This window comes from Pseudoalteromonas sp. NC201, from assembly GCF_002850255.1.
Lineage (GTDB): Bacteria > Pseudomonadota > Gammaproteobacteria > Enterobacterales > Alteromonadaceae > Pseudoalteromonas.
Genome location: NZ_CP022522.1, coordinates 1,637,991 through 1,660,000 on the forward strand (window position 1 = coordinate 1,637,991; position 22,010 = coordinate 1,660,000).

At 42.3% G+C, this 22,010-nt stretch carries 23 protein-coding genes and 3 tRNA genes (1 of these 26 only partly in view); 12 read left to right on the forward strand and 14 right to left on the reverse strand.

The genetic code is table 11. The annotated features are described in order from the left end of the window. The first annotated feature begins 9 nt into the window (after positions 1-9). On the forward strand, positions 10-300 hold the full coding sequence (locus PNC201_RS06740; RefSeq protein ID WP_088530903.1) for a PilZ domain-containing protein: 291 nt from the start codon (positions 10-12) through the stop codon (positions 298-300). 63 nt (positions 301-363) lie between these two features. Here PNC201_RS06740 and PNC201_RS06745 read toward each other — a convergent pair whose 3' ends face one another. Next, positions 364-1,554 (reverse strand): class I SAM-dependent methyltransferase, encoded by a 1,191-nt coding sequence (locus PNC201_RS06745; protein ID WP_102056578.1) that lies wholly within the window; start codon positions 1,552-1,554, stop codon positions 364-366. A 127-nt stretch (positions 1,555-1,681) separates the two neighbouring features. Between PNC201_RS06745 and PNC201_RS06750 the strand changes: the two genes are divergently transcribed. Then, the gene (locus PNC201_RS06750; RefSeq protein ID WP_045989065.1) at positions 1,682-2,323 is read left to right on the forward strand and encodes an HD domain-containing protein; all 642 of its coding nucleotides are present in this window, start codon (positions 1,682-1,684) and stop codon (positions 2,321-2,323) included. Between the two features lie 17 nt (positions 2,324-2,340). On the opposite strand, the gene PNC201_RS06755 is transcribed toward PNC201_RS06750, so the two are convergent. Beyond that, positions 2,341-3,321: an ion channel gene (locus PNC201_RS06755; protein WP_010606522.1), complete on the reverse strand. Its 981-nt coding sequence runs from the start codon at positions 3,319-3,321 to the stop codon at positions 2,341-2,343. 226 nt (positions 3,322-3,547) lie between these two features. Between PNC201_RS06755 and PNC201_RS06760 the strand changes: the two genes are divergently transcribed. Further along, positions 3,548-4,204, forward strand: coding sequence for a M48 family metallopeptidase (locus tag PNC201_RS06760; RefSeq protein WP_102056579.1), 657 nt, complete (start codon positions 3,548-3,550; stop codon positions 4,202-4,204). A gap of 22 nt (positions 4,205-4,226) precedes the next feature. Here the strand turns inward: PNC201_RS06760 and PNC201_RS06765 are convergent, their stop codons facing one another. Next, a complete protein-coding gene (locus PNC201_RS06765; RefSeq protein ID WP_102056580.1) occupies positions 4,227-4,622 on the reverse strand; it encodes a helix-turn-helix domain-containing protein in 396 nt (131 codons plus the stop codon). Positions 4,623-4,694: 72 nt separating this feature from the next. Between PNC201_RS06765 and PNC201_RS06770 the strand changes: the two genes are divergently transcribed. Next, a complete protein-coding gene (locus tag PNC201_RS06770) occupies positions 4,695-5,192 on the forward strand; it encodes a DUF2938 domain-containing protein (RefSeq protein WP_233525225.1) in 498 nt (165 codons plus the stop codon). A gap of 17 nt (positions 5,193-5,209) precedes the next feature. On the opposite strand, the gene PNC201_RS06775 is transcribed toward PNC201_RS06770, so the two are convergent. From PNC201_RS06775 to PNC201_RS06785, 3 genes are all read right to left on the reverse strand, one after another. Next, positions 5,210-5,294 (reverse strand) — tRNA-Tyr (locus PNC201_RS06775). A 26-nt stretch (positions 5,295-5,320) separates the two neighbouring features. Further along, a tRNA-Tyr gene (locus PNC201_RS06780) sits at positions 5,321-5,405 on the reverse strand. 20 nt (positions 5,406-5,425) lie between these two features. Continuing rightward, a tRNA-Tyr gene (locus PNC201_RS06785) sits at positions 5,426-5,510 on the reverse strand. A gap of 112 nt (positions 5,511-5,622) precedes the next feature. On the opposite strand from PNC201_RS06785, the gene PNC201_RS06790 reads away from it, so the two are divergent. After that, on the forward strand, positions 5,623-6,144 hold the full coding sequence (locus PNC201_RS06790) for a VC2046/SO_2500 family protein (RefSeq protein WP_102056581.1): 522 nt from the start codon (positions 5,623-5,625) through the stop codon (positions 6,142-6,144). Between the two features lie 376 nt (positions 6,145-6,520). On the opposite strand, the gene PNC201_RS06795 is transcribed toward PNC201_RS06790, so the two are convergent. The 3 genes from PNC201_RS06795 to PNC201_RS06805 all read right to left on the reverse strand — a co-directional run bounded on the left by PNC201_RS06795 (position 6,521) and on the right by PNC201_RS06805 (position 8,204). After that, positions 6,521-6,982: a YchJ family protein gene (locus PNC201_RS06795; RefSeq protein WP_158299142.1), complete on the reverse strand. Its 462-nt coding sequence runs from the start codon at positions 6,980-6,982 to the stop codon at positions 6,521-6,523. A gap of 46 nt (positions 6,983-7,028) precedes the next feature. Beyond that, positions 7,029-7,424 carry a SulA-like leucine-rich domain-containing protein gene (locus PNC201_RS06800; RefSeq protein ID WP_017218896.1) on the reverse strand — a complete coding sequence of 132 codons (396 nt, stop codon included), beginning with the start codon at positions 7,422-7,424 and terminating at the stop codon, positions 7,029-7,031. A 330-nt stretch (positions 7,425-7,754) separates the two neighbouring features. Next, positions 7,755-8,204: a tetratricopeptide repeat protein gene (locus PNC201_RS06805; protein WP_010375560.1), complete on the reverse strand. Its 450-nt coding sequence runs from the start codon at positions 8,202-8,204 to the stop codon at positions 7,755-7,757. A 121-nt stretch (positions 8,205-8,325) separates the two neighbouring features. Between PNC201_RS06805 and PNC201_RS06810 the strand changes: the two genes are divergently transcribed. Continuing rightward, entirely contained in the window at positions 8,326-9,615 is a 1,290-nt protein-coding gene (locus PNC201_RS06810; protein ID WP_102057855.1) for an NCS2 family permease, read from the forward strand. A 67-nt stretch (positions 9,616-9,682) separates the two neighbouring features. On the opposite strand, the gene PNC201_RS06815 is transcribed toward PNC201_RS06810, so the two are convergent. Continuing rightward, positions 9,683-10,444: a hypothetical protein gene (locus PNC201_RS06815; protein WP_039492261.1), complete on the reverse strand. Its 762-nt coding sequence runs from the start codon at positions 10,442-10,444 to the stop codon at positions 9,683-9,685. A gap of 413 nt (positions 10,445-10,857) precedes the next feature. Here PNC201_RS06815 and cysB point away from each other — a divergent pair, with 413 nt between their 5' ends. Next, positions 10,858-11,835: an HTH-type transcriptional regulator CysB gene (cysB, locus tag PNC201_RS06820; RefSeq protein ID WP_010375565.1), complete on the forward strand. Its 978-nt coding sequence runs from the start codon at positions 10,858-10,860 to the stop codon at positions 11,833-11,835. A 53-nt stretch (positions 11,836-11,888) separates the two neighbouring features. Here cysB and queC read toward each other — a convergent pair whose 3' ends face one another. After that, positions 11,889-12,545 carry a 7-cyano-7-deazaguanine synthase QueC gene (queC, locus tag PNC201_RS06825; protein WP_010375567.1) on the reverse strand — a complete coding sequence of 219 codons (657 nt, stop codon included), beginning with the start codon at positions 12,543-12,545 and terminating at the stop codon, positions 11,889-11,891. Positions 12,546-12,668: 123 nt separating this feature from the next. On the opposite strand from queC, the gene queE reads away from it, so the two are divergent. Then, positions 12,669-13,334 carry a 7-carboxy-7-deazaguanine synthase QueE gene (gene queE, locus PNC201_RS06830; protein WP_102056583.1) on the forward strand — a complete coding sequence of 222 codons (666 nt, stop codon included), beginning with the start codon at positions 12,669-12,671 and terminating at the stop codon, positions 13,332-13,334. A gap of 97 nt (positions 13,335-13,431) precedes the next feature. Here the strand turns inward: queE and PNC201_RS06835 are convergent, their stop codons facing one another. The 3 genes from PNC201_RS06835 to PNC201_RS06845 all read right to left on the reverse strand — a co-directional run bounded on the left by PNC201_RS06835 (position 13,432) and on the right by PNC201_RS06845 (position 17,849). Beyond that, entirely contained in the window at positions 13,432-14,298 is an 867-nt protein-coding gene (locus PNC201_RS06835) for a substrate-binding periplasmic protein (protein WP_102056584.1), read from the reverse strand. Between the two features lie 159 nt (positions 14,299-14,457). Next, the gene (cysK, locus tag PNC201_RS06840) at positions 14,458-15,426 is read right to left on the reverse strand and encodes a cysteine synthase A (protein WP_010606534.1); all 969 of its coding nucleotides are present in this window, start codon (positions 15,424-15,426) and stop codon (positions 14,458-14,460) included. Positions 15,427-15,554: 128 nt separating this feature from the next. Continuing rightward, a complete protein-coding gene (locus tag PNC201_RS06845) occupies positions 15,555-17,849 on the reverse strand; it encodes a carbohydrate binding family 9 domain-containing protein (protein WP_102056585.1) in 2,295 nt (764 codons plus the stop codon). A 211-nt stretch (positions 17,850-18,060) separates the two neighbouring features. Here PNC201_RS06845 and PNC201_RS06850 point away from each other — a divergent pair, with 211 nt between their 5' ends. From PNC201_RS06850 to pgsA, 4 genes are all read left to right on the forward strand, one after another. Beyond that, positions 18,061-19,206, forward strand: a complete 1,146-nt coding sequence (locus tag PNC201_RS06850) for a dicarboxylate/amino acid:cation symporter (protein ID WP_010606536.1) — start codon at positions 18,061-18,063, stop codon at positions 19,204-19,206. Between the two features lie 259 nt (positions 19,207-19,465). Next, positions 19,466-20,116, forward strand: a complete 651-nt coding sequence (uvrY, locus tag PNC201_RS06855; protein WP_010606537.1) for a UvrY/SirA/GacA family response regulator transcription factor — start codon at positions 19,466-19,468, stop codon at positions 20,114-20,116. Between the two features lie 11 nt (positions 20,117-20,127). Then, on the forward strand, positions 20,128-21,951 hold the full coding sequence (gene uvrC / locus PNC201_RS06860; protein WP_102056586.1) for an excinuclease ABC subunit UvrC: 1,824 nt from the start codon (positions 20,128-20,130) through the stop codon (positions 21,949-21,951). A gap of 42 nt (positions 21,952-21,993) precedes the next feature. Then, positions 21,994-22,010 carry the 5' end (the start) of a CDP-diacylglycerol--glycerol-3-phosphate 3-phosphatidyltransferase gene (gene pgsA / locus PNC201_RS06865; RefSeq protein ID WP_010375584.1) on the forward strand. It continues 529 nt past the right edge of the window, so 17 of the gene's 546 nt are visible here — the first part of the coding sequence; it begins with the start codon at positions 21,994-21,996; the stop codon falls past the right edge of the window.

The following is a 22,010-nucleotide window of genomic DNA, read 5'->3' on the forward strand; positions in this document are numbered from 1 at the left end:
GAGCATTATATGATCAATGAAGATAAACGCCGTTTTATGCGTATGTCGGTGGATGCAGTAGCAAAATTAACCGAGCTTGAGTCGGGTAAAGTGCATCAAGGAGTTTGTCACGATTTAAGCGCTACAGGATTGTCGGTGACAGTGAGCGACCCAATCGAAGCAAATTCAACCGTTGACATTTTCATTGATTCCAGTGGCGATATGATCCAGCCACTTAGTGCTCATGCAACCGTGATCCGCTGTAGTCAAGAGCAGGATGAGCAGTGGGTTGTAGGGCTTGAAATCACCAAGTTTAATTAGATTAACTAAGCTATAAAGGTGGTATTGAAGTGTTCTTCTATACCACCTTAAAAAATTGTTAAATCAATAGACCTTACAAATAAGGCCTTTCAGGTAAAAGCCTTCTGGATAATTGCCCGCAATAGGGTGGTCGGCTGCTTGATTTAGCCTTTCCATGATCAACAATTCCTTACCGGCATCGAGCGCAGCGTCTGCAACGACTTTCTGAAACAGGTTTTGTTCCATAAGGCCAGAACACGAGAAGGTGAGTAACGTGCCACCAGGCTTTAATATCTGCATGGCAATCATATTGATATCTTTATAGCCACGACAAGCACCGTTAAGCTGCGCCTTACTTTCTGCAAACTTTGGTGGATCCATCACGATAGTATCGAATTGACGGCCCTCATCACGATATTGTCTAAGTAGTTTGAACACGTCTTGCTTAACAAACTCAGCTTTCGATAAGTCTAGTTCATTATGTTCTACATTGCGTTTAGCTGTGTCGAGTGCTGGCTGCGATACGTCAACGTTGATTACTTTACTACAGCCACCGCGCAGTGCATAAAGGCCAAATGTACCGGTGTAGCAGAAGCAGTTAAGCACTTCCTTGTCTTTTACAAAGCGTTCTAACGCGGCTCGGCTGTTGCGTTGATCTAGATAAAAGCCAGTTTTATGGCCGCCGATGATATCGACTTCAATCTTTAAACCATTTTCGCTAATAAGGACAGGTGCGGTTGGCGCGTCGCCAGCAAGCGGTCCGGTAATTTTATCAAGGCCTTCTTTTTTGCGTACATCAACATCTGAGCGCTCGTAAACATGACAATCAGGAAATAGTGATTGCAATGCCATTACTATTTCACCCTTGTGGCGCTCGGCACCAGCGCTTAGCAACTGACAAACCAAGTAGTTATCAAACTTGTCAATTGTTACTCCTGGCAGACCATCTGACTCTGCGGCACACAATCTAAAGCCAGTTAAACCACCTTCAGCGATAACATATTCTCTGGCCGCTAGTGCTCGTGCGAGTTTTAGCTCAAAGAACGCTTGGTCGATATGTTGTGATTCATCAAATGTCCAAATTCTGGCTCTGATCTGAGAGTCTGGGCTGTAAGCGGCTGTCGCGAGGTATTTACCCTCATTGCTGTAAATCTTGACGGTATCGCCAAGGGCTGGCTTACCTTTTACTTTTTTAATAGCTTTTGAGAAAACCCAAGGGTGTTTTCTGTTAAGGGATTTTTCTCTGCCTGGTTGCAGATATAGCGCGCAAGTCATATATTTTCTCTAATCTTTCCTGATAGCTGCCATTTTAGTGAAGGGTGTGGCAACATACAATCAGTAATGCCTTTCACGCCAAATTTGTGTGGGCTTATTTATCGGATATTAATAAAAGTTGAGCTTAATGACGTTAAAAATGCATGAATTAGAAAAAGCATGTGAAGAGTTTATGCTGTCGACTCCATGTGCAGATACCGCCCATGATTTGTCTCATATCAAGCGTGTAGTTAAAGTCGCAAAGTCACTTTGCGAAGCTGAGGGGGCGGATCCTGCTGTAGTGATCCCTGCCGCTTGGTTACATGATTGTGTTGCCGTAGCAAAAAATCATCCAGATAGGCCGCTGGCGTCTAAATTAGCTGCAGATAAGGCGGTTGCCTTCCTAACAGAGTTGAAGTACGACACGGATAAACTTGAGGCTATTCACCACGCCATTGTTGCACACAGCTTTAGCGCTGGTGTCACACCCACGACATTAGAAGCCAAAATTGTCCAAGATGCGGACAGAATGGATGCGTTAGGGGCGATAGGTGTTAGCCGCTGTATGAAAGTAGGTGGGGCGATAGCGCGTAATCTTTACAATGTAGAAGACCCTTTTTGTGAGCATAGAAAAGCTGACGATACCAAATATACCTTAGATCATTTCTTCATTAAGCTGCTGCATATTAAAGATAACATGCATACCACCGCAGCCCGAGAGCAGGCTCAAGCTCGCACCCAATATATGCTGGATTTTTTAGAACAACTGAAATCAGAAATCGCGGATTAAAAATGACGAGATGAGTATCACCTCGTCATTTGCTTCACAAATACCACCACAAATAGCGCTAATGAAAAGCTGCCGGTAAAAGCCTCTACCGCTGCGATCAGCCGTGAGATCCCCACAGGCGTAATATCCCCATAACCCAAGGTTGTGAAAGTAACAACACTAAAATAAAAGCTGTTCAGCAGCGCCATTACGTTTTCAGATACACTGTTGTCTAAGTCCAGTTGCATTATCTGATCTTGAAACGAAACACCAAATAGAAAATAGCAAAATGCACAGGTAATTATCATACCTAAACTGAAGCGAATGACATTTTCCGGTTTTTCTCCATACCCACATAATAAGTCGACAAAGCTGGAAATTAGGTGACGTTTTGAAAATCGTGGATACTGGGCATGTCGCATGCGCAGTTCTTTGTATGTAAAGCGCCCAACCATTTCAAATAGTCCTTGGTTTTCCGCACCTTTACGTAGTAAACGATAGATCTCTTCCGACTGTAAGAACAAGTCTTCCGCGTCCTCTTTGGCTCGGTTTCTACGAGCCTCAAAAGCTTGCTGCTCTTGTAGTAATTGCTCGCCGAGTTCCATATTATCAATACGGGTGTTTTCAAGCTTTATACCGAGCAAATTGGTGCTTTCTAAATTACAGCAGTGCAGACTTGCTTCTCTCAAGTCGGCCTTCATTAGCGACGCATGCTTAATGGTATTATTAAACAGGTGCGCCCCTTTCAAATTGGCACGATAAAAGTTGCTATAAGATAGATCATAGCCATGATGATTTTCAAAGTTAACAAGATTGAGCCCTTCTAAATTGGCCCGCTTCAACTCTAAGCCTTGCAGCAAACCACCGCGCTTGGCGTAGCGTTCAAGCTTCTGGCTTAGCTCCAAGCCACCTTTATCGAATTTATTGTCATGCCAAAAGCAGTAACCTGAGCCCATATCGATTTCACTGCATTTTTTTCCCTCAGGTGACACATATTGGCAAATGGGTTTATCAGCCATAGCTTGCCTAAATCAAAATGCCTTTTTCATTAAGCGTAGCAGCAAAAATAATAAATACGGTGATTTAACGAAAAAATCTTTCTAATTTATAAAGTGTTAGAAACCACACTATTGATGAGTTTATTGCCATCGTTGGTCTAATTCATTATCTTGCATGGCGTTTGCAGTGACTCTGACAAGTTGCTCATACTATAATGCATGCTTTAGTGACTAAGAATTTGTTACCTTGCAATATCAATTAAAGAAAAGCCGAAAGCGTAAGAGCGTTGCGATAAAAATAAAAGCAGGCCAAGTGTTTGTGTATGCGCCAGAGCAAATTTGCGAGCGCTGGTTACATACTTGGGTGGAAAGCAAATCCGATTGGATAAAATCAAAGCTTGCTCTAAAAATCATACCTGAGAGCCCTCGGCCACTGGAAACAGGAATTGTGCAAGTCTTCGGCGAGACCTTTACCATTCAAAGGGGCGAAAGCACGACCTCTGTAATTGATTTTGACAACAAAAGGGTTTTACTTAAGGCTGTCAAAAATGAATGGCGTGAATTAGTTGCGCTGTTAAGCGAAACGCTAAATGACTATGTAGACATGGTTATTGCGCGCTATCAACCTGATATTCAAGCTCGCTTTGATACGCTAAAGATACGAGTTTATAAAAGCCGCTGGGGCAGTTTTTCATCTAAAGGCGTGCTTGCGTTTAATACGTTTTTGATTGGTGCGCCTAAGTGGGTAATCGATTATGTGGTAGTGCACGAACTTTGCCATTTTCACGTCATGGCACACAATAGCGCATTTTGGCGCTTGGTAACAAAGCACTATGGCCACGACCATAAAATGGCTCGGCGTTATTTACGTGACCACGGTCCTGACTTGATGATTGAGCATTAGCATAGTGCCCTGTTTATGCCTATTATTTCTCGGGCCTCGCTTTTGCCGCGCGTTTTAACAGCTTTTGAAATGTCGGACATTCAAAATGGCTTGGCGCTGGGCATTTGGCAGCGTGATAGAGGCCATCTCGCATTGCAGTTAAATGCTTAATGGTTTCATTTAATTCATCCGCTTTGGATTGTAACTTCACCCTATCAATATCCGCTTTACCCTCGGGGGTAAACATGTCCGCTATTTCATCTAACGAAAAGCCTGCGTTTCTGCCTAGTGTAATAAGCGCTAGGCGTTCAAGTATTGAAGGGGGGAAAACACGTTTGAGCCCTTGTCGACCAATCGATCGGATCAGTCCTTTTTCTTCATAATATCTAAGCGTGGATGCGGGTAAACCAGACTTCTTTGCAACTTCACTGATATCCATTCTTGCCCTTGACTTAAAGTTAACTTGAACTAGTAGGATAGCGGCTATCAGTAAAAAAGAGGAGTAAAAATAGTGGAAAGCCTATATTCGATGTTAATGCCAGCAGTCGCGATTGGCGTAGGTGCAACGCTTGTTATGGATTTGTGGGCATTTATGCTCAGTCGCGTGTTTGCCATAAAGGGCTTAGATTATGCATTGGTTGGTAGGTGGATTGGACACTTGTGTAAAGGTCAACTCACGCATCAAGGTATCGGGCACAGTAAACCAATATCTGGTGAAGGTGTCATTGGCTGGTGCATGCATTATCTCATTGGGATTGTATTCGCCTTGGTGTTACTTCTGAGCGTGGGCAAGCCTTGGTTGACTGAGCCTAGCCTTTTGATTGCGTTAGTTTTTGGCTTAATAACGTGTGTTTTTCCATTTTTTATTATGCAACCCTGTTTTGGTGCAGGGGTAGCAGCATCTAAATTACCAGAGCCGAATAAGGCAAGGGTAAAAAGTATGGCAGCACATTTTATTTTTGGCTTTGGATTGTTTTTAAGCTCGTTTATATATGTAAGCTTGTTGTGAGATAACACAATAAAAGGTGGTGGAGGGAGCTGGATTCGAACCAGCGAAGGCTGAGCCGTCAGATTTACAGTCTGATCCCTTTGGCCGCTCGGGAACCCCTCCATCGTTTGGAGCGTTTACTTTAAAAGTGGTGGAGGGAGCTGGATTCGAACCAGCGAAGGCTGAGCCGTCAGATTTACAGTCTGATCCCTTTGGCCGCTCGGGAACCCCTCCGAAATTGTAACTGTTGTTTATGGTGGAGGGAGCTGGATTCGAACCAGCGAAGGCTGAGCCGTCAGATTTACAGTCTGATCCCTTTGGCCGCTCGGGAACCCCTCCTAAACAACGGCGGTGATAATAACAAAGTTTTTTTCGAAGTAAAGAAAACTACTAAAGTTTTTCGGAAAAAGGCCGATAAATTCATAATTAGCAAAATAATCGGTTGGAATACATGCAAATTGATGGCGTTTTAATCAGTGAGTCGCAATTAGGATCCGCATTGAACATTAGTGTTCATGAGACGCGCTCTGCCGATTTTGCCATGCTGTTATCTATGCTATCAACCGATGCATTAGATTTTAGCCAATTTCACCTACCAAAATCTGAAGCTGCCGCAAAAGATAACTCAGAAGAAACACTAAAAAAGCAATTTGAAATAGGTCCACAAAAGCCGCTTGCGCCAAAAGAGTACAATATGCTTATTGGTCAGCATAACGCGCAGCTGGTATCTATGGGGGCGATGGCAACCTTGCGATTGCAAGAAAATTTAAATCCAGAACCTTTTGCCGCACGAAATGATAAAAAGCATATTCCACTCGAAGTCGTAGAAAATTTGGAACCAGCGGTTAAAAGACGTTTGGCGAGCGCGCAAGGTAAACTGGCCTTAGTTGCTGATAAGGCAATGGATGCGGCTGGTTTTTATGATCAAATTGCAACGGGTGATATGCAGAGTATGTTACGCGCGACGGCGTAACAACATTAGCTGCTTTTACTCCTTCAAAATTGAGCAAATTTAAGACAAACTGGTATTAAACTTGCTGTTTTACAGCTGTTTGCTTCGTTACTAGACTGACATAAAACGCCATGCTTATCGTGCTTCATGTCTAATACCAATTGAATTAATTCTCTAATCAATTTGAAGGGTGAAATAGCATATTAGCTTCGTTAAAAATTTCTCATTTAGAACAACTAAATAGCAAAATTTTTGCCTTGCTACTAAAGCTATTTCCCCGCTTCAAGATAGATCATTTACTTAATACAACTGGTATAAGCTAAACGGCCTTTAATCATCCTTAGCTCGTTTCAAGCCTTTTTTATTGCTTTGTATCTAATCTCTAGTTCAGACTATTTTAGCTACCGTGGCACTTTTTATACTTTTTATCACTGCCGCACGGACAGAGGTCATTTCTGCCTACTTTGGTTGTAGGTGTATCGTACAATTCACCATCTAAGTAATACCATCTGCCTGCTTCGGTAATAAAATTTGACCGCTCATGGAGTATATAGTGTGTGTTTTCTGCGATATAGTGCGCCTTAAACTCAACGATCCCCTGAGTAGCTTCTACTACTTCTTCTAGCACTTCCAATTTTATAAAGTGTGCATAATTAGCAAATGCAGCAATATCGTCGATATTGTTTTGTGCTTGTTTAGCCTGGGCATAGGTGTCATGAATATACTTTGCATCTTTTAAGCAGTATGCAGTATAGCGAGAGCGCATGAGTATTTGTGGACGCTCTGCGAATTTTTGTCCCTTAAGGTACGGTTCACAACATTGCGAATAGGGAAGGGATGAATTGCAATAACAAGACATAAAAAACTTCAGTTTTAACAAATTTATATCCTGTTATTGTAGCTTGTTAAGCGCTTTGAAAACAGTGGATCGCAACGTCAGATACCGGCAGTTCCATTTTGTTGATAGTTTGCACTGATGCAATATCAGTCCAAATCACCACTGCAGCGAAATTACCATTGCTGATAGCACTTTTAAGTACATACTCAAGGTCGTATATGTGCTTTTGCCTAATGACGAGCAACTTACTTGCATCAACTGAAGCGCTTTCTAGTAGTGACTTGTTTGGTACATTATCGGGTGCAACGAGTAGCGTCCAGCCTTGTTTATGCTGACATTTATGTAAAACTTTAAGTAACTCTAAACTAGCGACGATCTCATCTTCAACTATCACATTATTGATTTCGTTAAGTGTGTAATAAGTTGAATTGTTTGGCTGTAGAAGTGCATTGCTGTGTAACATAATTGTCTCACTGGTTATCTATACAGTATTTGTATACAGTAGTTTATACAGTGTGTGAATGCAAGGGAAATTGCTAGCTTTTTAATCAATATTCAAGCTTAATTTTTATTTAGTTTAAATTTTCAATATAAAACAAGTGGTTGTGATTTTTTTGAAATGAGAGCTTAATTGACGAAAGTTCAGTATGAGTAAAGCAAGGAAGTTTTCTCAGCTGCGATACAGTAGTTTTCCTACTGTATCATTTTGATCGTCGCGGAGGGAAAGCGTACGTTTACTTAAGAGAGGCTTAGCTACGCCTAGCCTAGGTTTTTTTGGAGAGTCAAATTTAATTTACTGGCTAATATGCTGTAGTTGATGAATTTGCTCGTAAAGTGTTGCAGCATAGCACTGTGCATCTCTAAAGCGCTTAGTTGTAAGGAAGCGGCGTACATCTAGTAGTACCTGTTCGGCGCCTTTGTGCCCTTGGCTGCTGGCCAAACTTAACCAAGCGGCTGCATGAAAGGGGCTGGGTGGCACTCCTTGACCTTTCATAAACAACAAACCTAAAAAGAACTGTGCCTTCAAATCACCAGACATCGCCGCCAGTCTTAGCCATTTTGCCGCAAGCGGAAAAGATTTTTCTTTTAGGTAATAGAGGCCTTTTTTCAAAGCTTGGGTATTGTCGTGAAGATCTGGGAATTTTGCGTCCGCTTTTAATGGCGACGTTACAAATTCAAGCACATTCAGCAGCTGCTGTTCTAAGTCATGGTTTGCTGAGTTGTCGGTGCTATTTTGATCCATATCTTTATTCGCAATAATGTTGATAAGCAGAGTGTAGCTGAATTTTAACTATTTTGTCCGAGTTTTAAAGTGATTCGTGTTAAAATCCAACCACTTGTTCCTTAAATTTGTAATTTTAGTTATGCTCGAGCGGTTATTTTCACTGCAAGCTATGCACACCAATGTAAGAACTGAGGTGATTGCTGGCTTGACGACATTCGTTACTATGGTTTACATCGTTTTCGTAAACCCTGCAATGCTAGCAGAAGCTGGCATGGATCACGGCGCTGCTTTTGTAGCAACTTGTATCGCAGCCGCAATCGGCTGTTTTATTATGGGACTATGGGCAAACTATCCTTTAGCGCTTGCGCCTGGAATGGGCTTAAACGCCTTTTTTACCTATGGTGTTGTGCTTGGCATGGGCTATACATGGCAAAGTGCATTAGGCGCGGTATTTATGTCGGGCTGTTTATTTCTATTTTTGAGCGTATTCAAAGTACGCGAATGGGTGATCCAAGCTATTCCCATTGTGCTAAAGCGTGCGATCGCGGCAGGTATTGGCGCATTCTTAGCCTTAATCGCGCTAAAGAACGCGAAAATTGTTATCGCAAGCGATGCGACATTAGTACAACTTGGTGATATCACTTCTCCCGGCCCGCTATTAGCCATTGCGAGCTTTTTTGTGATTGCGGCGCTTATGTACCGTGAAGTCAAAAGTGGCGTGCTTATCAGCATTTTAATGGTAACGGGTATTGCGTGGGGGCTTGGGCTTGTAGATTATCACGGGGTTGTTGATATCCCCCCAAGCATCGCGCCGACCTATATGCAGTTGGATTTGAGCGGAATTTTTGAGCTTTCCATGCTTAGCGTGGTGTTTGCATTTTTATTTGTCGATTTATTTGATACCAGTGGCACATTGGTTGCGGTGACTCAAAAGGCCGGATTATCTGACGAACATGGTCGCATGCCAAGGTTGGGTAGGGCACTGTCAGCTGACAGCACTGCGACGATTGCAGGCTCAGTGCTCGGTACTTCAACGACGACTTCATACATTGAATCAGTGTCGGGTGTATCTGTCGGTGGTCGCACAGGGTTGACGGCCGTGGTCGTGGGGATCTGCTTCTTACTCATGATGTTCTTTGCGCCATTGGCACAGATGGTTCCTGCATATGCGACGGCAGGCGCGATATTGTATGTGTCGGTATTAATGCTACAAAACCTAAAGTTGATTAATTGGGATGAGATGAGCGATGCTATTCCGGTGAGTGTTGTGTTATTGATGACACCGCTCACGTTTTCAATCGCGCATGGTATTGCTTTGGGTTTTATTTCTTATACGGCAGTTAAGTTGGCGTGTAATAAGGCAAATGAAATCAGTATCAGCGTTTGGGTACTGACAGCACTCTTTATCGTTAAGTTTGCTTTTGGTTAAGCAAGTGGGTTTACTTCATTTGTAATAAAAAAGGCTGGGAGACCAGCCTTTCACGTAAATTATGGTGTTACCACTTCTTCTTCGGTGCAAACAATACGTCCAAGTCGTCTTGTTCTTGCTCTGCTTTCTTTTTCACCGCTGATGCGTTGGACGCTCTAAGTTCGCTGCTGATCTCTTCTAAATAACCTTCCAGCTGTGCTTTTTTCTCTTTTACATAGTCATCATTGTATGAGACGGCGCAAATTGTAGCGTAAGCTTTTTCAAAGTATTGTCTTGCTGAACCGACCATGTTTGCGGTTCTCGCTGAAAGCCCTCGTTTTATCTGGCTTTCAACATTGATTTTAAGCTGAAAGCGCTCCAGCCTACGGTCTTCATTAACGAACAGTTGAGTGTCTACTTTACCTTTACTATGCTCTGAGCGTAGTAGTTGGCGTAATTTCTTTATGCCTTGAACTAATGCGATAATTTGTTTGTCGTTGTCTGGAAGTGCTATCGAGTCTGAGTCAGCTGCTTTTTCAGGCTGAGTATTTAAGCGCTCTTGCGACTCGTGTAAGCGACTTTTTAATTCTTTCGAAGTAGGAGACAACTCCACCATTGCGGCTAAAGCATCGTGCACGCGGCGCTGAATAATACGGATCATGACTTCAGACATCGGAATATTGCTGCCATTCATGATGACGTCTTCCGCTTCTTCTATTACGCGTTTTTGCTTAGCAAGTTCTTTGCGTCTCTCCGCTTCTTGTTTCTCTTTATGTTGCTGGATAGCGCTTACCCAAACTGCTATGACGATAAGTGCAACAATCAACATTATTATAATAGAAACAAACATACTGAAATCTCTTTCATGTAACCACCAGTGTAATTTTTTAATCTTACATGAATTCGTACTATTCTGAACAGGTTTACGACAATAACCTGTAAAAAAGATAAAGAATTCATTATTTTTTAGTATAGCCGATGCCTAAATGAGCGGTTAGTTTTAGTGAAAGATAGTCGCCAGATTTAGCTCGTGAGTTTGCAAAAGCGTGTCACAATATCCGCTATTTGGCCAAATGACTGTCGGAGCGTCAGTGAAAATGCTGATATTTAGTACCTCTTGGCTACCTCATTTTTACCAAATGTGCTAGCCTACATAAGGTCGTAACAGGCGGTTTTTATCGCTTTGCACTAAACTCGCTAACAAAAAGCGGTTTTGCTATGGGCTGATGCTCAACATCAAGAGATCATAAGAATAAAAGCAATATGAAATTACAACAATTGAGATATATCGTCGAAGTGTTGAATCACAACCTTAATGTGTCAGCGACGGCGGAAAGTTTATATACCTCTCAACCTGGTATTTCAAAGCAAGTGCGCATGCTTGAAGACGAGTTGGGGGTACAAATTTTTGGCCGTAGCGGTAAGCACTTAACGCATGTTACGGGCGCGGGTAATGAAATTATTAATATTGCTCGTGAGATCCTCTCTAAAGTGGAAGGGATCAAAGCGGTTGCAAATGAACATACCTTACCAGATCAAGGTAAACTAAACATCGCAACGACGCATACACAAGCTCGTTACGCGTTACCTCCTGTGATCCAAGGATTTATGAAAAAATATCCTGCGGTTTCTCTACACATGCATCAAGGTACGCCACAGCAAATCTCTGATGCTGCCGCTCGAGGTGATGCTGACTTTGCTATTGCTACCGAGGCGCTGCATTTGTACAGTGATCTTGTCATGCTACCTTGCTATCACTGGAATCGTAGTATTGTGGTCGCCAAAGACCATCCTCTTGCACAAAAAGGCAGTGCACTGACGGTGCAAGACGTCGCTAAATATCCGTTGATCACTTATGTGTTTGGTTTTACTGGCCGCTCAGAACTGGATAAAGCATTTAATGCTCATGGTTTGGAGCCACACATCGTGTTTACTGCAACAGACGCCGATGTGATTAAAACCTATGTAAGATTAGGGCTCGGTGTTGGCGTATTAGCGTCAATGGCACTTGATGAAAAGTCTGATAGCGACTTAGTTTGTATCGATGCAAGTCACCTATTTGAAGCAAGTACGACGAAAATCGGTTTCAGAAAAGGAAGCTTCCTAAGAGGCTACATGTACGATTTTATTGAGCGATTTGCACCGCATCTCACAAAAGATGTGGTAGAGCGTGCAAGTTTGCTACGAAATCAAGATGATATCGACAAGCTATTTGAAGGTATGACGCTTCCAGTAAAATGAAGTACTTGAAAAGAATATGAAAAAGGCCTCAACAGAGGCCTTTTTCAATACTGTTATTCGTACGGGAGCGGATCTGTTGCGTGGTTTAGTTCAAACGCTTCGAGACGCTCTTGGCAAGCACCGCACTTACCACATGCTTTTTCGCGGCCGTTGTAACACGTCCAAGTGTCAGCGTAATCTAATCCCATTTTTAGACCGTCAGTCAGGATATCAATTTTTGAGTTGTTAAGATAAGGACTGACAATTTCAACCGCGTCGTAGTTCGCAATGCGACAAACATCATCCATCTTTTTAACGAACTCTGGGCGGCAATCTGGATAAATTGCATGATCGCCAGAGTGAGCACCGTAAAATACCTTATTTGCTTTTAGAGAGACAGCGTAACCTACCGCAAGAGAAAGCAAAATCATATTGCGATTAGGCACAATCGTGCTCTTCATGCTCTCTTCTTCATAGTGGCCTTCTGGCACGTCGATGTCATCTGTTAGGCTAGAGCCTGACAATAATTGATTGATAGCCGAAATATCAACGACCTTATGAGCAACGCCGAGTTTTGCACATACGTCAGCGGCAACTTGTAGCTCTTTTACATGTCGCTGGCCATAGTTAAAAGACAGTGCATAAACCTCATGGCCCTCGCGGACAGCCTTGTTTAATACAGTGTAAGAGTCCATTCCGCCGGAATAGATTACGACAACTTTTTCGCTCATAGGTGATTTGCCTCGATTTTGATAGAGGTTTACTTTAGGGCGCGATATACTACACGGCCGCTGGAGAAATGACAATTTTCTCGCGGTATTTTTCGACAACTTTATCTTAAACACGGGGCCATTTTGTACAAGGTTAACGAAATATTTGAAACAATTCAGGGTGAAGCAAGCTTCACTGGTACGCCTTCAATCTTTTTACGTTTGCAGGGCTGTCCAGTTGGGTGCGCTTGGTGTGATACCAAACAAACCTGGGAAACCAACGACACTTTTATTGTTTCATTGGATAACACTGTAGAAAAAAAGGCTGACTCAGAGTGGTGGGCAAACGCGAGTGCTGACGAGATCTTGGCGATTTTCGAGGCGCGGGGCTACCAAGCCAAACATGTGGTGATCACCGGTGGTGAACCTTGTATGTTTGATCTTCGCCCATTATGCGAGTTATTGCATAGTAAAGGGTACAGCACACAGGTTGAAACCAGTGGGACATTTGAGATCCTCGCGCCAGCTGAAACTTGGGTTACTGTGTCGCCAAAAATTAATATGCGTGGAGGTTACAAAGTACTTCCAAGTGCAATGGCTCGTGCCGATGAAATAAAGCACCCCGTCGCGATGCAAAAGCATATTGAGGAATTAGAGGCGTTATTTGCACAAACTGGGGTTGAACCAAAGCTAGTGTATCTTCAGCCAATTAGCCAAAAAGCCAAGGCCACTAAGCTTGCAATAGACAATTGCAAAGCGAAAAATTGGCGCCTATCAGTTCAAGTGCACAAGTATTTAGGGATTAACTAAAGCGATTTGCCTAAGCGTATTTTAGCTAAAAATGCGGTGTGTTTAAGCTGAGGTATTGAACAAGCAGCGTACTTAGGCGTTAAGTTTTATGTAGAGGTCAATAACACTCGTTACTGACCATTTCAATCATTCTTTGCGTTTCACCACTGTTCTCAAATTGATAGAGATTGCGATTGATATCTTTGAGCAATTCATGCCAATGTGGTTTTTGTTTGCTAAGTGCAAAGTAGAGGTGATTATACTTAATAGGTGGCGTCACGTTTTCAATGTTTCTCAGTAATTCAATTTTCTCAGCTCTAGGTAAGTCTGAATAATTGACCGTAAAGCGCAGCACTTTTGGATCGCCTATTACTAAATTTACGCGCTTACCGACGAGTAATTTCACTAGCTGTAAATCATTTACGGCTTCCACTGTAACGAATTCACCATTATCCATCATAGCATCAAATTCAGGGGTATTCTGATAGCCCCTCACGACACCAATGAGCTCATTCTTAACTGAGTTTAGATTACCATCAAAGCGGTCTTCTTCACCTCTTCGCTTCAAAAAGCCGATTTCACCACCAGGAAAAGCATTAGATAAAGCAAGTAGCTCTCTGCGGGTCTTATTCTTGTGATTGTCAGACGGCGCTGAATCCTCAATATAGTATTCTGGGAATAAAATATCTGCTTTGCCCGTTTCCGCGGCTCTTACAGCACGAGCCCAAGGCAAAAATTCAACATACACTTGATAGTCTAAGTCGGTAAGCAGTGCGACGGCAAACTGGAAAGCCCAGCCTTTGTTGCAGAGGTTTGCACCGATATAAGGTGGCCAATCTAATGTCACGATATGAATGAACGCATTTTTGCCTTTCTTATTGTATAGATAACCTCCTTGGTACTTTTCTCCAGCAACAAGGTGAAATTCACCGCCCTTGAAGTAGGCGACGTTTAAATTCTCCCCATAGATGAAGCTACTAAACATGAGAAAAAACAAGAGTAATAAGGTCTTTACAATCATCGAAGTCAAAAAAGAGTAGCGAATAGGTAAAGTGTAGTGAAGGAAGGTGAAATTAAAAGGAGTAATATAAAAAACAAAGGGGCAGTGATGCCCCTTGGTAATCTAGAATATGAAGCTCTACTCTTACTGCACTAATTCTTGTTCAGAGAATGTGTCTGCAAAAAGTGGGCTAGTTAGGTAACGCTCAGCAGCGCTTGGCAAAATAACCACGATGTTTTTATCGGCATTTTCAGGTTTCTCGGCAATTCGCTTTGCGGCAACTAGGGCTGCACCAGAAGAAATACCTACTAAAATACCTTCGTCTTTCATCAGCTGATGTGCCATTGCAATTGCATCTTCATTCGACACCAACTCAACGCCATCAATAAGCTCAAGATCTAGGTTGCCTGGAATAAAGCCAGCGCCAATCCCTTGAATTTTGTGTGGACCTGGCTTTACTTCGTCGCCCGCAAGGGTTTGCGTGATAACTGGTGAGTCAACTGGCTCAACAGCAATTGACTTAACATTTAGGCCTTTTTCATTTTTCAGATAGCGTGAAACACCGGTGATCGTGCCACCTGTACCAACGCCCGCAACGAAGTAATCGATATTACCTTCAAGTGCATCAAAAATTTCTGGACCCGTTGTTTCAAAGTGGATCTTCGGGTTTGCTGGGTTTTCAAACTGTTGTAGTAACACGTACTTTTCAGGGTTACTTGCTTGGATTTCATTTGCTTTTTCAATCGCGCCTTTCATGCCCTTAGCGCCTTCTGTTAGCACTAAATTTGCGCCAAGTGCTTTAAGTAGTTTACGACGCTCAAGGCTCATCGTATTTGGCATAGTAAGTGTCAACTTATAACCACGAGAAGCAGCAACGAAAGCCAGTGCAATACCCGTGTTACCTGAAGTTGGTTCAATAAGTTCTTTACCTTCGCTAAGAAGACCTGCTTTTTCAGCTTCCCAGATCATAGACGCACCAATACGGCATTTAACGCTGAAGCTTGGGTTACGCGCTTCCACTTTTGCGTAAACATTGCCGCCAGAAACGCGATTGATTTTAACCAGCGGTGTATTACCGATAGTTAGACTGTTGTCTGCATATACTTTAGTCATTTGTGTTCCCTAATCTAGGTTTGCTTGTATTCCATCACTTTACTGCGCATTTCGCAAAACGAAAGGAAAGATTGGCTATAAGATATATCAAATTTGCTTATAGCCAATAGTTATTTAAAGATTGATATTTAAATCAACCAGGCATAACTGAACTTCATAAATACCGTCTTTTCGTCTTTAGTTATTTTTGACAAATCATCGTCTTGATAACCATGATCGGAATAGCCTGCAAAGAAAACGGTTTGTGGGTTTAGTTTATAGGAATAGAGCAGTTGGGTGCTGATGCTTTTATAAGTCGCATCAACATCATCGCTATAATTGCTCTGGTTTCTCGAAATATCTGTATTGATGATTGCCAATCTCAAATAGCTATTAATGTTGAATTGGTAAGTCAGGCGGATATCGCTCAGATTTGCGGTATAAACTTCCGCGCCGTCAGCTTTCATTTTTTCGTATGTATGGCGCAATCTAACTTCAAAATGTTTGCCAAGATTGACGTTAATAACCGGGCGGGCGAAGTACAAATCACCAACACGGTTGTTTGCAAGGTCAACGCGGTTTCCTTTACTTAAGTTCAAACCTGCGAAAACGCCGGCCATTGGCTTGAACTCGATATAAGTCCACTGTGAATTCTCGGTAAAGAGATCGGTATTGCCGTCAATCGCTAAACGGGTTTCATCATGTCGCAGTCCTGTACGTTTTCTATGTTCAACACCGAAATCAAGAAAGCTTTGCAACGGGCCGTCAACTGCAAAGTTGGTTTGCACTTCTTTTTCTAATAACTCGCCTTGCTCGTTGTGGGAAATATCCCAGTCGGCGTACCAACGTGCACGGTTCCACCAGTTGTTGTCATCGCCATACCAACGGTACTCACCGCCGAAAAGAAATTTATTAAAGTCGACCTGAGTGATAAAGCCCATATCGGTTCTAAGTGCTGCATCGCGAGCTTGATAGCTGGTAAATGCCTTCCAATGCTTGCGATTGTGCTCATAATTAACGTAATAGCCAGCACCACGGTCATCTTCGTCTATCACTCTGAGTACACTTTCGTTTAGGTCGCACTCAGCGAGCGTACTATCACATAACGCTTCGGCGAAAGCGCTATCATAGTCTGTATCCGAGCCAATTAACTGCACCTGTAAGGTATCGTTATCAGTTGGCTTGTATTTGGCGTCTATACTCGCAACTTGGTTGCGATAGTCGTCGCTTTGCCTAGTCGTCGATGTCACGCCTACAGACAAGGTTTTGTTTAGGTCATGACGATATCTAAGCGCCATGTTTTGGCTTTTTCTCTCTAACGAGACAACACTCGAGCCCAAATTTCCGGGAACAACGACATTGAGTCTTTCATCGTTGGCAATAAATCCTGCAAAAGTGTGACCATTTTTATTACCGGTAAGCTTGACGCCATAATCGGGGGCTGAAATGTTCCGAGTATGAATAAGGTTAAGGTGAGAAGAAAAGTAATCGGAGTTATCTAAAAAGAACGCCCGTTTTTCAGGGAAAAATAGGCTAAAGCTATTGTTAACGCTCAATTGTCCCGTGTCAGCTTCAACTTGTGAAAAATCAGGGTTTAGTGTTGCGTTTAGCGTCGTGTCTGGCGTGATAGCCCACTTTACGTCTAAGCCCGGCTTGACATTATTGTCGGCTTGCCACGGCTCTGCGATACCATCATCTATGTCGCGAGACTCTTGCCTATTGGTGACAAGTGTTGGAATAACGGCAAAGTTACTACCTTGCTTAGCCTTAGCAAATCCTTGATATTTTGGCATTTGACAGATCCAGCAAGAATTTGCATGTTGCAATTGCATGCTGGAGATACGCAACCTTTCATTTCTTGGATAAAAACGCAGAAACTCTAAAGCCATGGTTTTGCTCTCGAGGGAGTCGTTAAAATTCAATACACGAAGTGGGATTTCAACTTCAACAACATAACCGTCTTTGTTTATCTTTCCGACGCTATCCCAGATCCCATTCCAAGAACCATTCTCGCTTTTAGTGAGTTCGTTTTCAATTGAGTCTTGTTGTACACCTAGTGGATTGATGAAAAACTGGTAAGCGCTTTGGGCGTTGTTAAATGAATCAATTTTAATGCCGACAAGATCATCTTCCCAGGCGCGGTCACGGTCACGATAAAATGCGCGGATCAATTCAGGATTAGGGTCCTTTGCATCAAAAGCAATAAATAAAGATTGACCATTCTCATATACGTAGGCCTTAGTTTGAACTGGACTTGATTGGTTCTCGTATGGCCAAGTGATGTTGTTGATATCTATTTCTAATGCACGTTGCCAAATATCGGCTTCAAGTACACCATCAATTTTTGCAGAACTATCGACAAATGGGATTTTATTTGGGTCTAGTGCCCATGCTTGACTAGATAGACTAAGCGCGAAAAAAGAGTAGGTTACAGCTTTAAGCATGAATTTAATTATTTTACAGAGACTTTTTCCAGTATTAGATAATATGCAATGAACTGAAACAATTTATTTTCGTCAGGTTGCAATTATTTACGTTGGGTGGCGAATATGTATACATAAAATGTACAAATCGATTTATCTCCATCGAATTAATAGCAAAGATGGTCAAAAACATGTTACAACAACGCCTTTGAAAATCTGCTAGGAAGTAACTATGTCTCTTATATTGAAGCTAGTGGCGGGTATCGTCGCTGGTATGTTGGCGGGTCTGTACTTGCCGACTGTGTTAGTTGAGCTCTTATACACCTTCAAGGTGATCATAGGACAACTTATCAGCTTTACTATTCCTCTGATAATCCTGCTTTTTATTGCTTCAGGTATAGCAGGCTTACCAAAGGGATCGGGCCACTTGCTTGGTAAGACAGTTGGCTTTGCTTATGGGTCAACCATTATTGCTGGCACATTAGCATTTTTATTAGTTAATGCTTTCATCCCATTCTTTGACGGCGGCGTTGCTTATCAAGCCGTGGAAGAATCTCATCTTAAGAGCTTTATTAATATTGAGATCCCTCCGCTGATGGGAGTGATGACGGCACTTGCAACGGCATTTATCTTTGGTATTGGGATGAGCCAGTGTGGCTTAACTAAACTTAAAGGTGTCACTGACGAAGCGAGAGATGTGGTAGATGCACTGCTTGCGAAAGTCATTATTCCAATATTACCACTCTACATCGCCGGTGTTTTTGCTGAAATGGCAGTAGCAGGTACGGTATTCGACACCCTAAGTACGTTTGGCGTAGTATTGCTTGCCGCGATTATTATGCATTGGCTATGGCTAAGCACTTTGTTTGTGGTGAGCGGCCTGTTACTTGGTAGAAATCCACTGGAATTAATCAAAAATATGCTACCTGCGTATTTTACCGCTATTGGTACTATGTCGAGCGCGGCAACTATTCCAGTGTCTCTTCGTGCAAGTAAATCTAATAATGTTAACGAAGAGGTTGCCAATTTTACCGTACCACTTTGTGCCACCATTCATTTGTCAGGGTCGACTATTACCATAGTGACTTGCGCAATGGCTGTGATGCTGCTTTCTCCTGAGATGGTTGTACCGTCATTGTCGGAAATGTTGCCATTCATCTTTATGCTTGGTGTCGTAATGATTGCGGCTCCTGGTGCGCCGGGTGGCGCGGTTATGTCTGCGCTTGGACTATTGACCAGTATGCTTGGTTTTAATGAGGGCGCAGTGGCATTGATGATTGCTTTATATTTAGCGCAAGACAGTTTTGGCACAGCATGTAATGTAACCGGTGATGGTGTGATTGCACTTTGGGTCGATAAATTTTCAAAGCAAAGCTGAGTCATATAAAAATTAATCTACTATAAGTCGCTGTGGCTAAATGCCGTAGCGGCTGCCTTTAAAATCATAAAAGCGGTGGAATTATAATCAAACTGCTTCTTTCATTAATTAACTATTTGGTTAATTCATATCAAAATTGTATTTTTCTCTCGTTTCTATCGTTATGCTTTTAAAAAATATGTGGTAATCTCAAACATCTGGAAGCGGGGCTGTTGGTTGCTTCGCTCCTTTTACCAATATATATGTAGAGGGTGTGCCATTGATTAATGTGCTTTTAGTTGATGATCATGAACTTGTCAGGACTGGCATAAAACGCATTTTAGATGATGTGCGTGGCTTTAAAGTGGTAGGAGAAGCCAAAACTGGTGAGGAAGCCGTAACCTTTTGTCGCCAAAGTGAGCCTGACATTGTGCTAATGGACATGAACATGCCTGGAATTGGTGGATTGGAAGCGACCAAAAAGATTTGCCGTTACTGTCCAGATGTAAAAGTTATTGTGCTTACGGTACATTGTGAAGATCCTTTCCCAAGCAAGGTAATGCAAATTGGTGCGCATGGTTATCTGACAAAAGGTGCAGGCCCTGATGAAATGATCAACGCAATACGTGCTGTTAATGCTGGCCAGCGTTATATTGCGCCAGAAATTGCTCAGCAGATTGCCCTTGCGCAATTTAGTGGCCGCAATGACGAAAACCCTTTCCAATCGCTATCGGAAAGAGAATTACAGATCATGCTCATGATCACTAAAGGTGAGAAAGCACAAAATATTGCAGATCGCTTGAACCTAAGCTCTAAGACGGTAAATAGTTATCGCTATCGCATGTTTGAAAAGCTCAATGTTAGCGGTGATGTGGAATTAACCCACTTGGCTATTCGCCATAAAATGATCGATATAGATAGCAGTCATTAAGTTCTTTTTAAATGACTGAATTTGATTACAAACCTTTCCTTAAGACATTAACAACAGAACCTGGTGTGTACCGCATGTACGATGTGGACGACCAGGTTATCTATGTTGGTAAAGCAAAAAACCTCAAAAAACGAGTTTCTAGCTACTTCCGTTCAAATATCACAGATAGTAAAACGCGAGTATTGGTCAGTAATATTGATCATATTGAAGTAACGTTAACGAATACCGAAACCGAAGCGCTGCTTTTAGAAAATAACTTAATTAAGAAATACCAACCACGATATAACATTCTCTTAAGAGACGATAAAAGTTATCCGTATATTTTCCTGAGCGCCCATCAACATCCAAGGCTTGCATTTCATCGTGGTAGTAGAAAACAAAAAGGCGAATATTTTGGTCCTTTTCCTAGCAGTGCTGCTGTATCGGAAAGTCTGAGGTTAATGCAGAAGATTTTCCCTGTTAGGCAATGCGAAGATGCGTATTACCGCGCACGCAGCCGACCTTGTTTGCAGTATCAGTTAAAAAGATGTTCAGGACCATGCGTTGGCAAAGTAAGCGACGAAGAATACCAAGAGCAAGTAGCCATGGTTCGACAGTTTTTGACAGGACGCTCTCAGGACGTTATCTCAGCACTGGTGGAACGAATGGAAACCGCCAGTATGTCTTTGGATTTTGAGAAAGCAGCAAAACACAGAGATCAAATTGCTTTATTAAGGCAAATGCAAGAACAGCAGTCCATTGCAGGAAACTTTGCAGAGCTTGATGTCATCGGCTATGAACAGAAGAACGGTTTAGTGGCCATTCATGTACTGATGATAAGAGAACATAAGGTACTTGGGACGAAAACACATTTTCCAAAGGTACCAAAAGATTCTGGGGCAGATGAAGTGCTAACTTCTTTCCTTGGACAGTATTACATTTCAACGGGTAACCACTCAAGAATTGCTAAAGAAATTGTATTGCCATTCGAAATAGAAGAGGAAAGTGCATTAGAAGCAGCGCTGACTCAAGTTTCGAAGCGCAAAGTTAATTTCAAATGTAACGTTCGTGGGGAACGAGCCCAATATCTTGCATTGGCAAATAAAAATGCGCAAAACAGTATTGAAGTTAAACAAAGTGCACAAGACTCAATCACCAAACGATATGCCAAACTAAAAGCAGTGCTAGGGCTGTCAGACATTCAAAGAATGGAGTGTTTTGATATCAGTCATACCATGGGAGAAAACACGGTCGCATCGTGCGTTGTATTCGATGGTCAAGGGCCAAACAATAGAGAGTATCGCAGATATAACGTCACTGGGATCACCCCAGGGGATGATTACGCAGCGATGGATTTTGCATTAAATAAGCGCTACGGCAAAATGTCGGATGAAGCGAAAGTACCCGATATTATTTTTATTGATGGTGGTAAGGGGCAGTTAGGTAGGGCGGAATCTTTCTTCGCTGATTGGCAACTCAATAAAATGCCGATACTGATAGGGGTTGCAAAAGGCACAAGCCGAAAGCCGGGATTAGAAACATTGCTAATAGATGGTGGTCGTAAAACGGTGAATGTCGAAAGTGATTCACCTGCATTACACCTTATCCAGCATATCCGCGACGAATCACATCGCTTTGCAATTGCAGGGCATCGTAATAAAAGACAAAAACAAAGAACGCAATCTGTGCTTGAAGAGATTGAAGGCGTAGGTCAGAAAAGACGTCAGGCACTACTTAAGTTTTTAGGAGGCATGCAGGGAGTTAAATCTGCAAATATACATCAATTAAAGCAAGTTCCTGGGATCAGCCCTGAAATGGCTGAAAAGATATTTAATCATTTGCATGACAAAGCTTAAGCAATCATGCGAACATAGAAAAAAAGACAATACCAAGTAGTTATGTGGAATATTCCAAA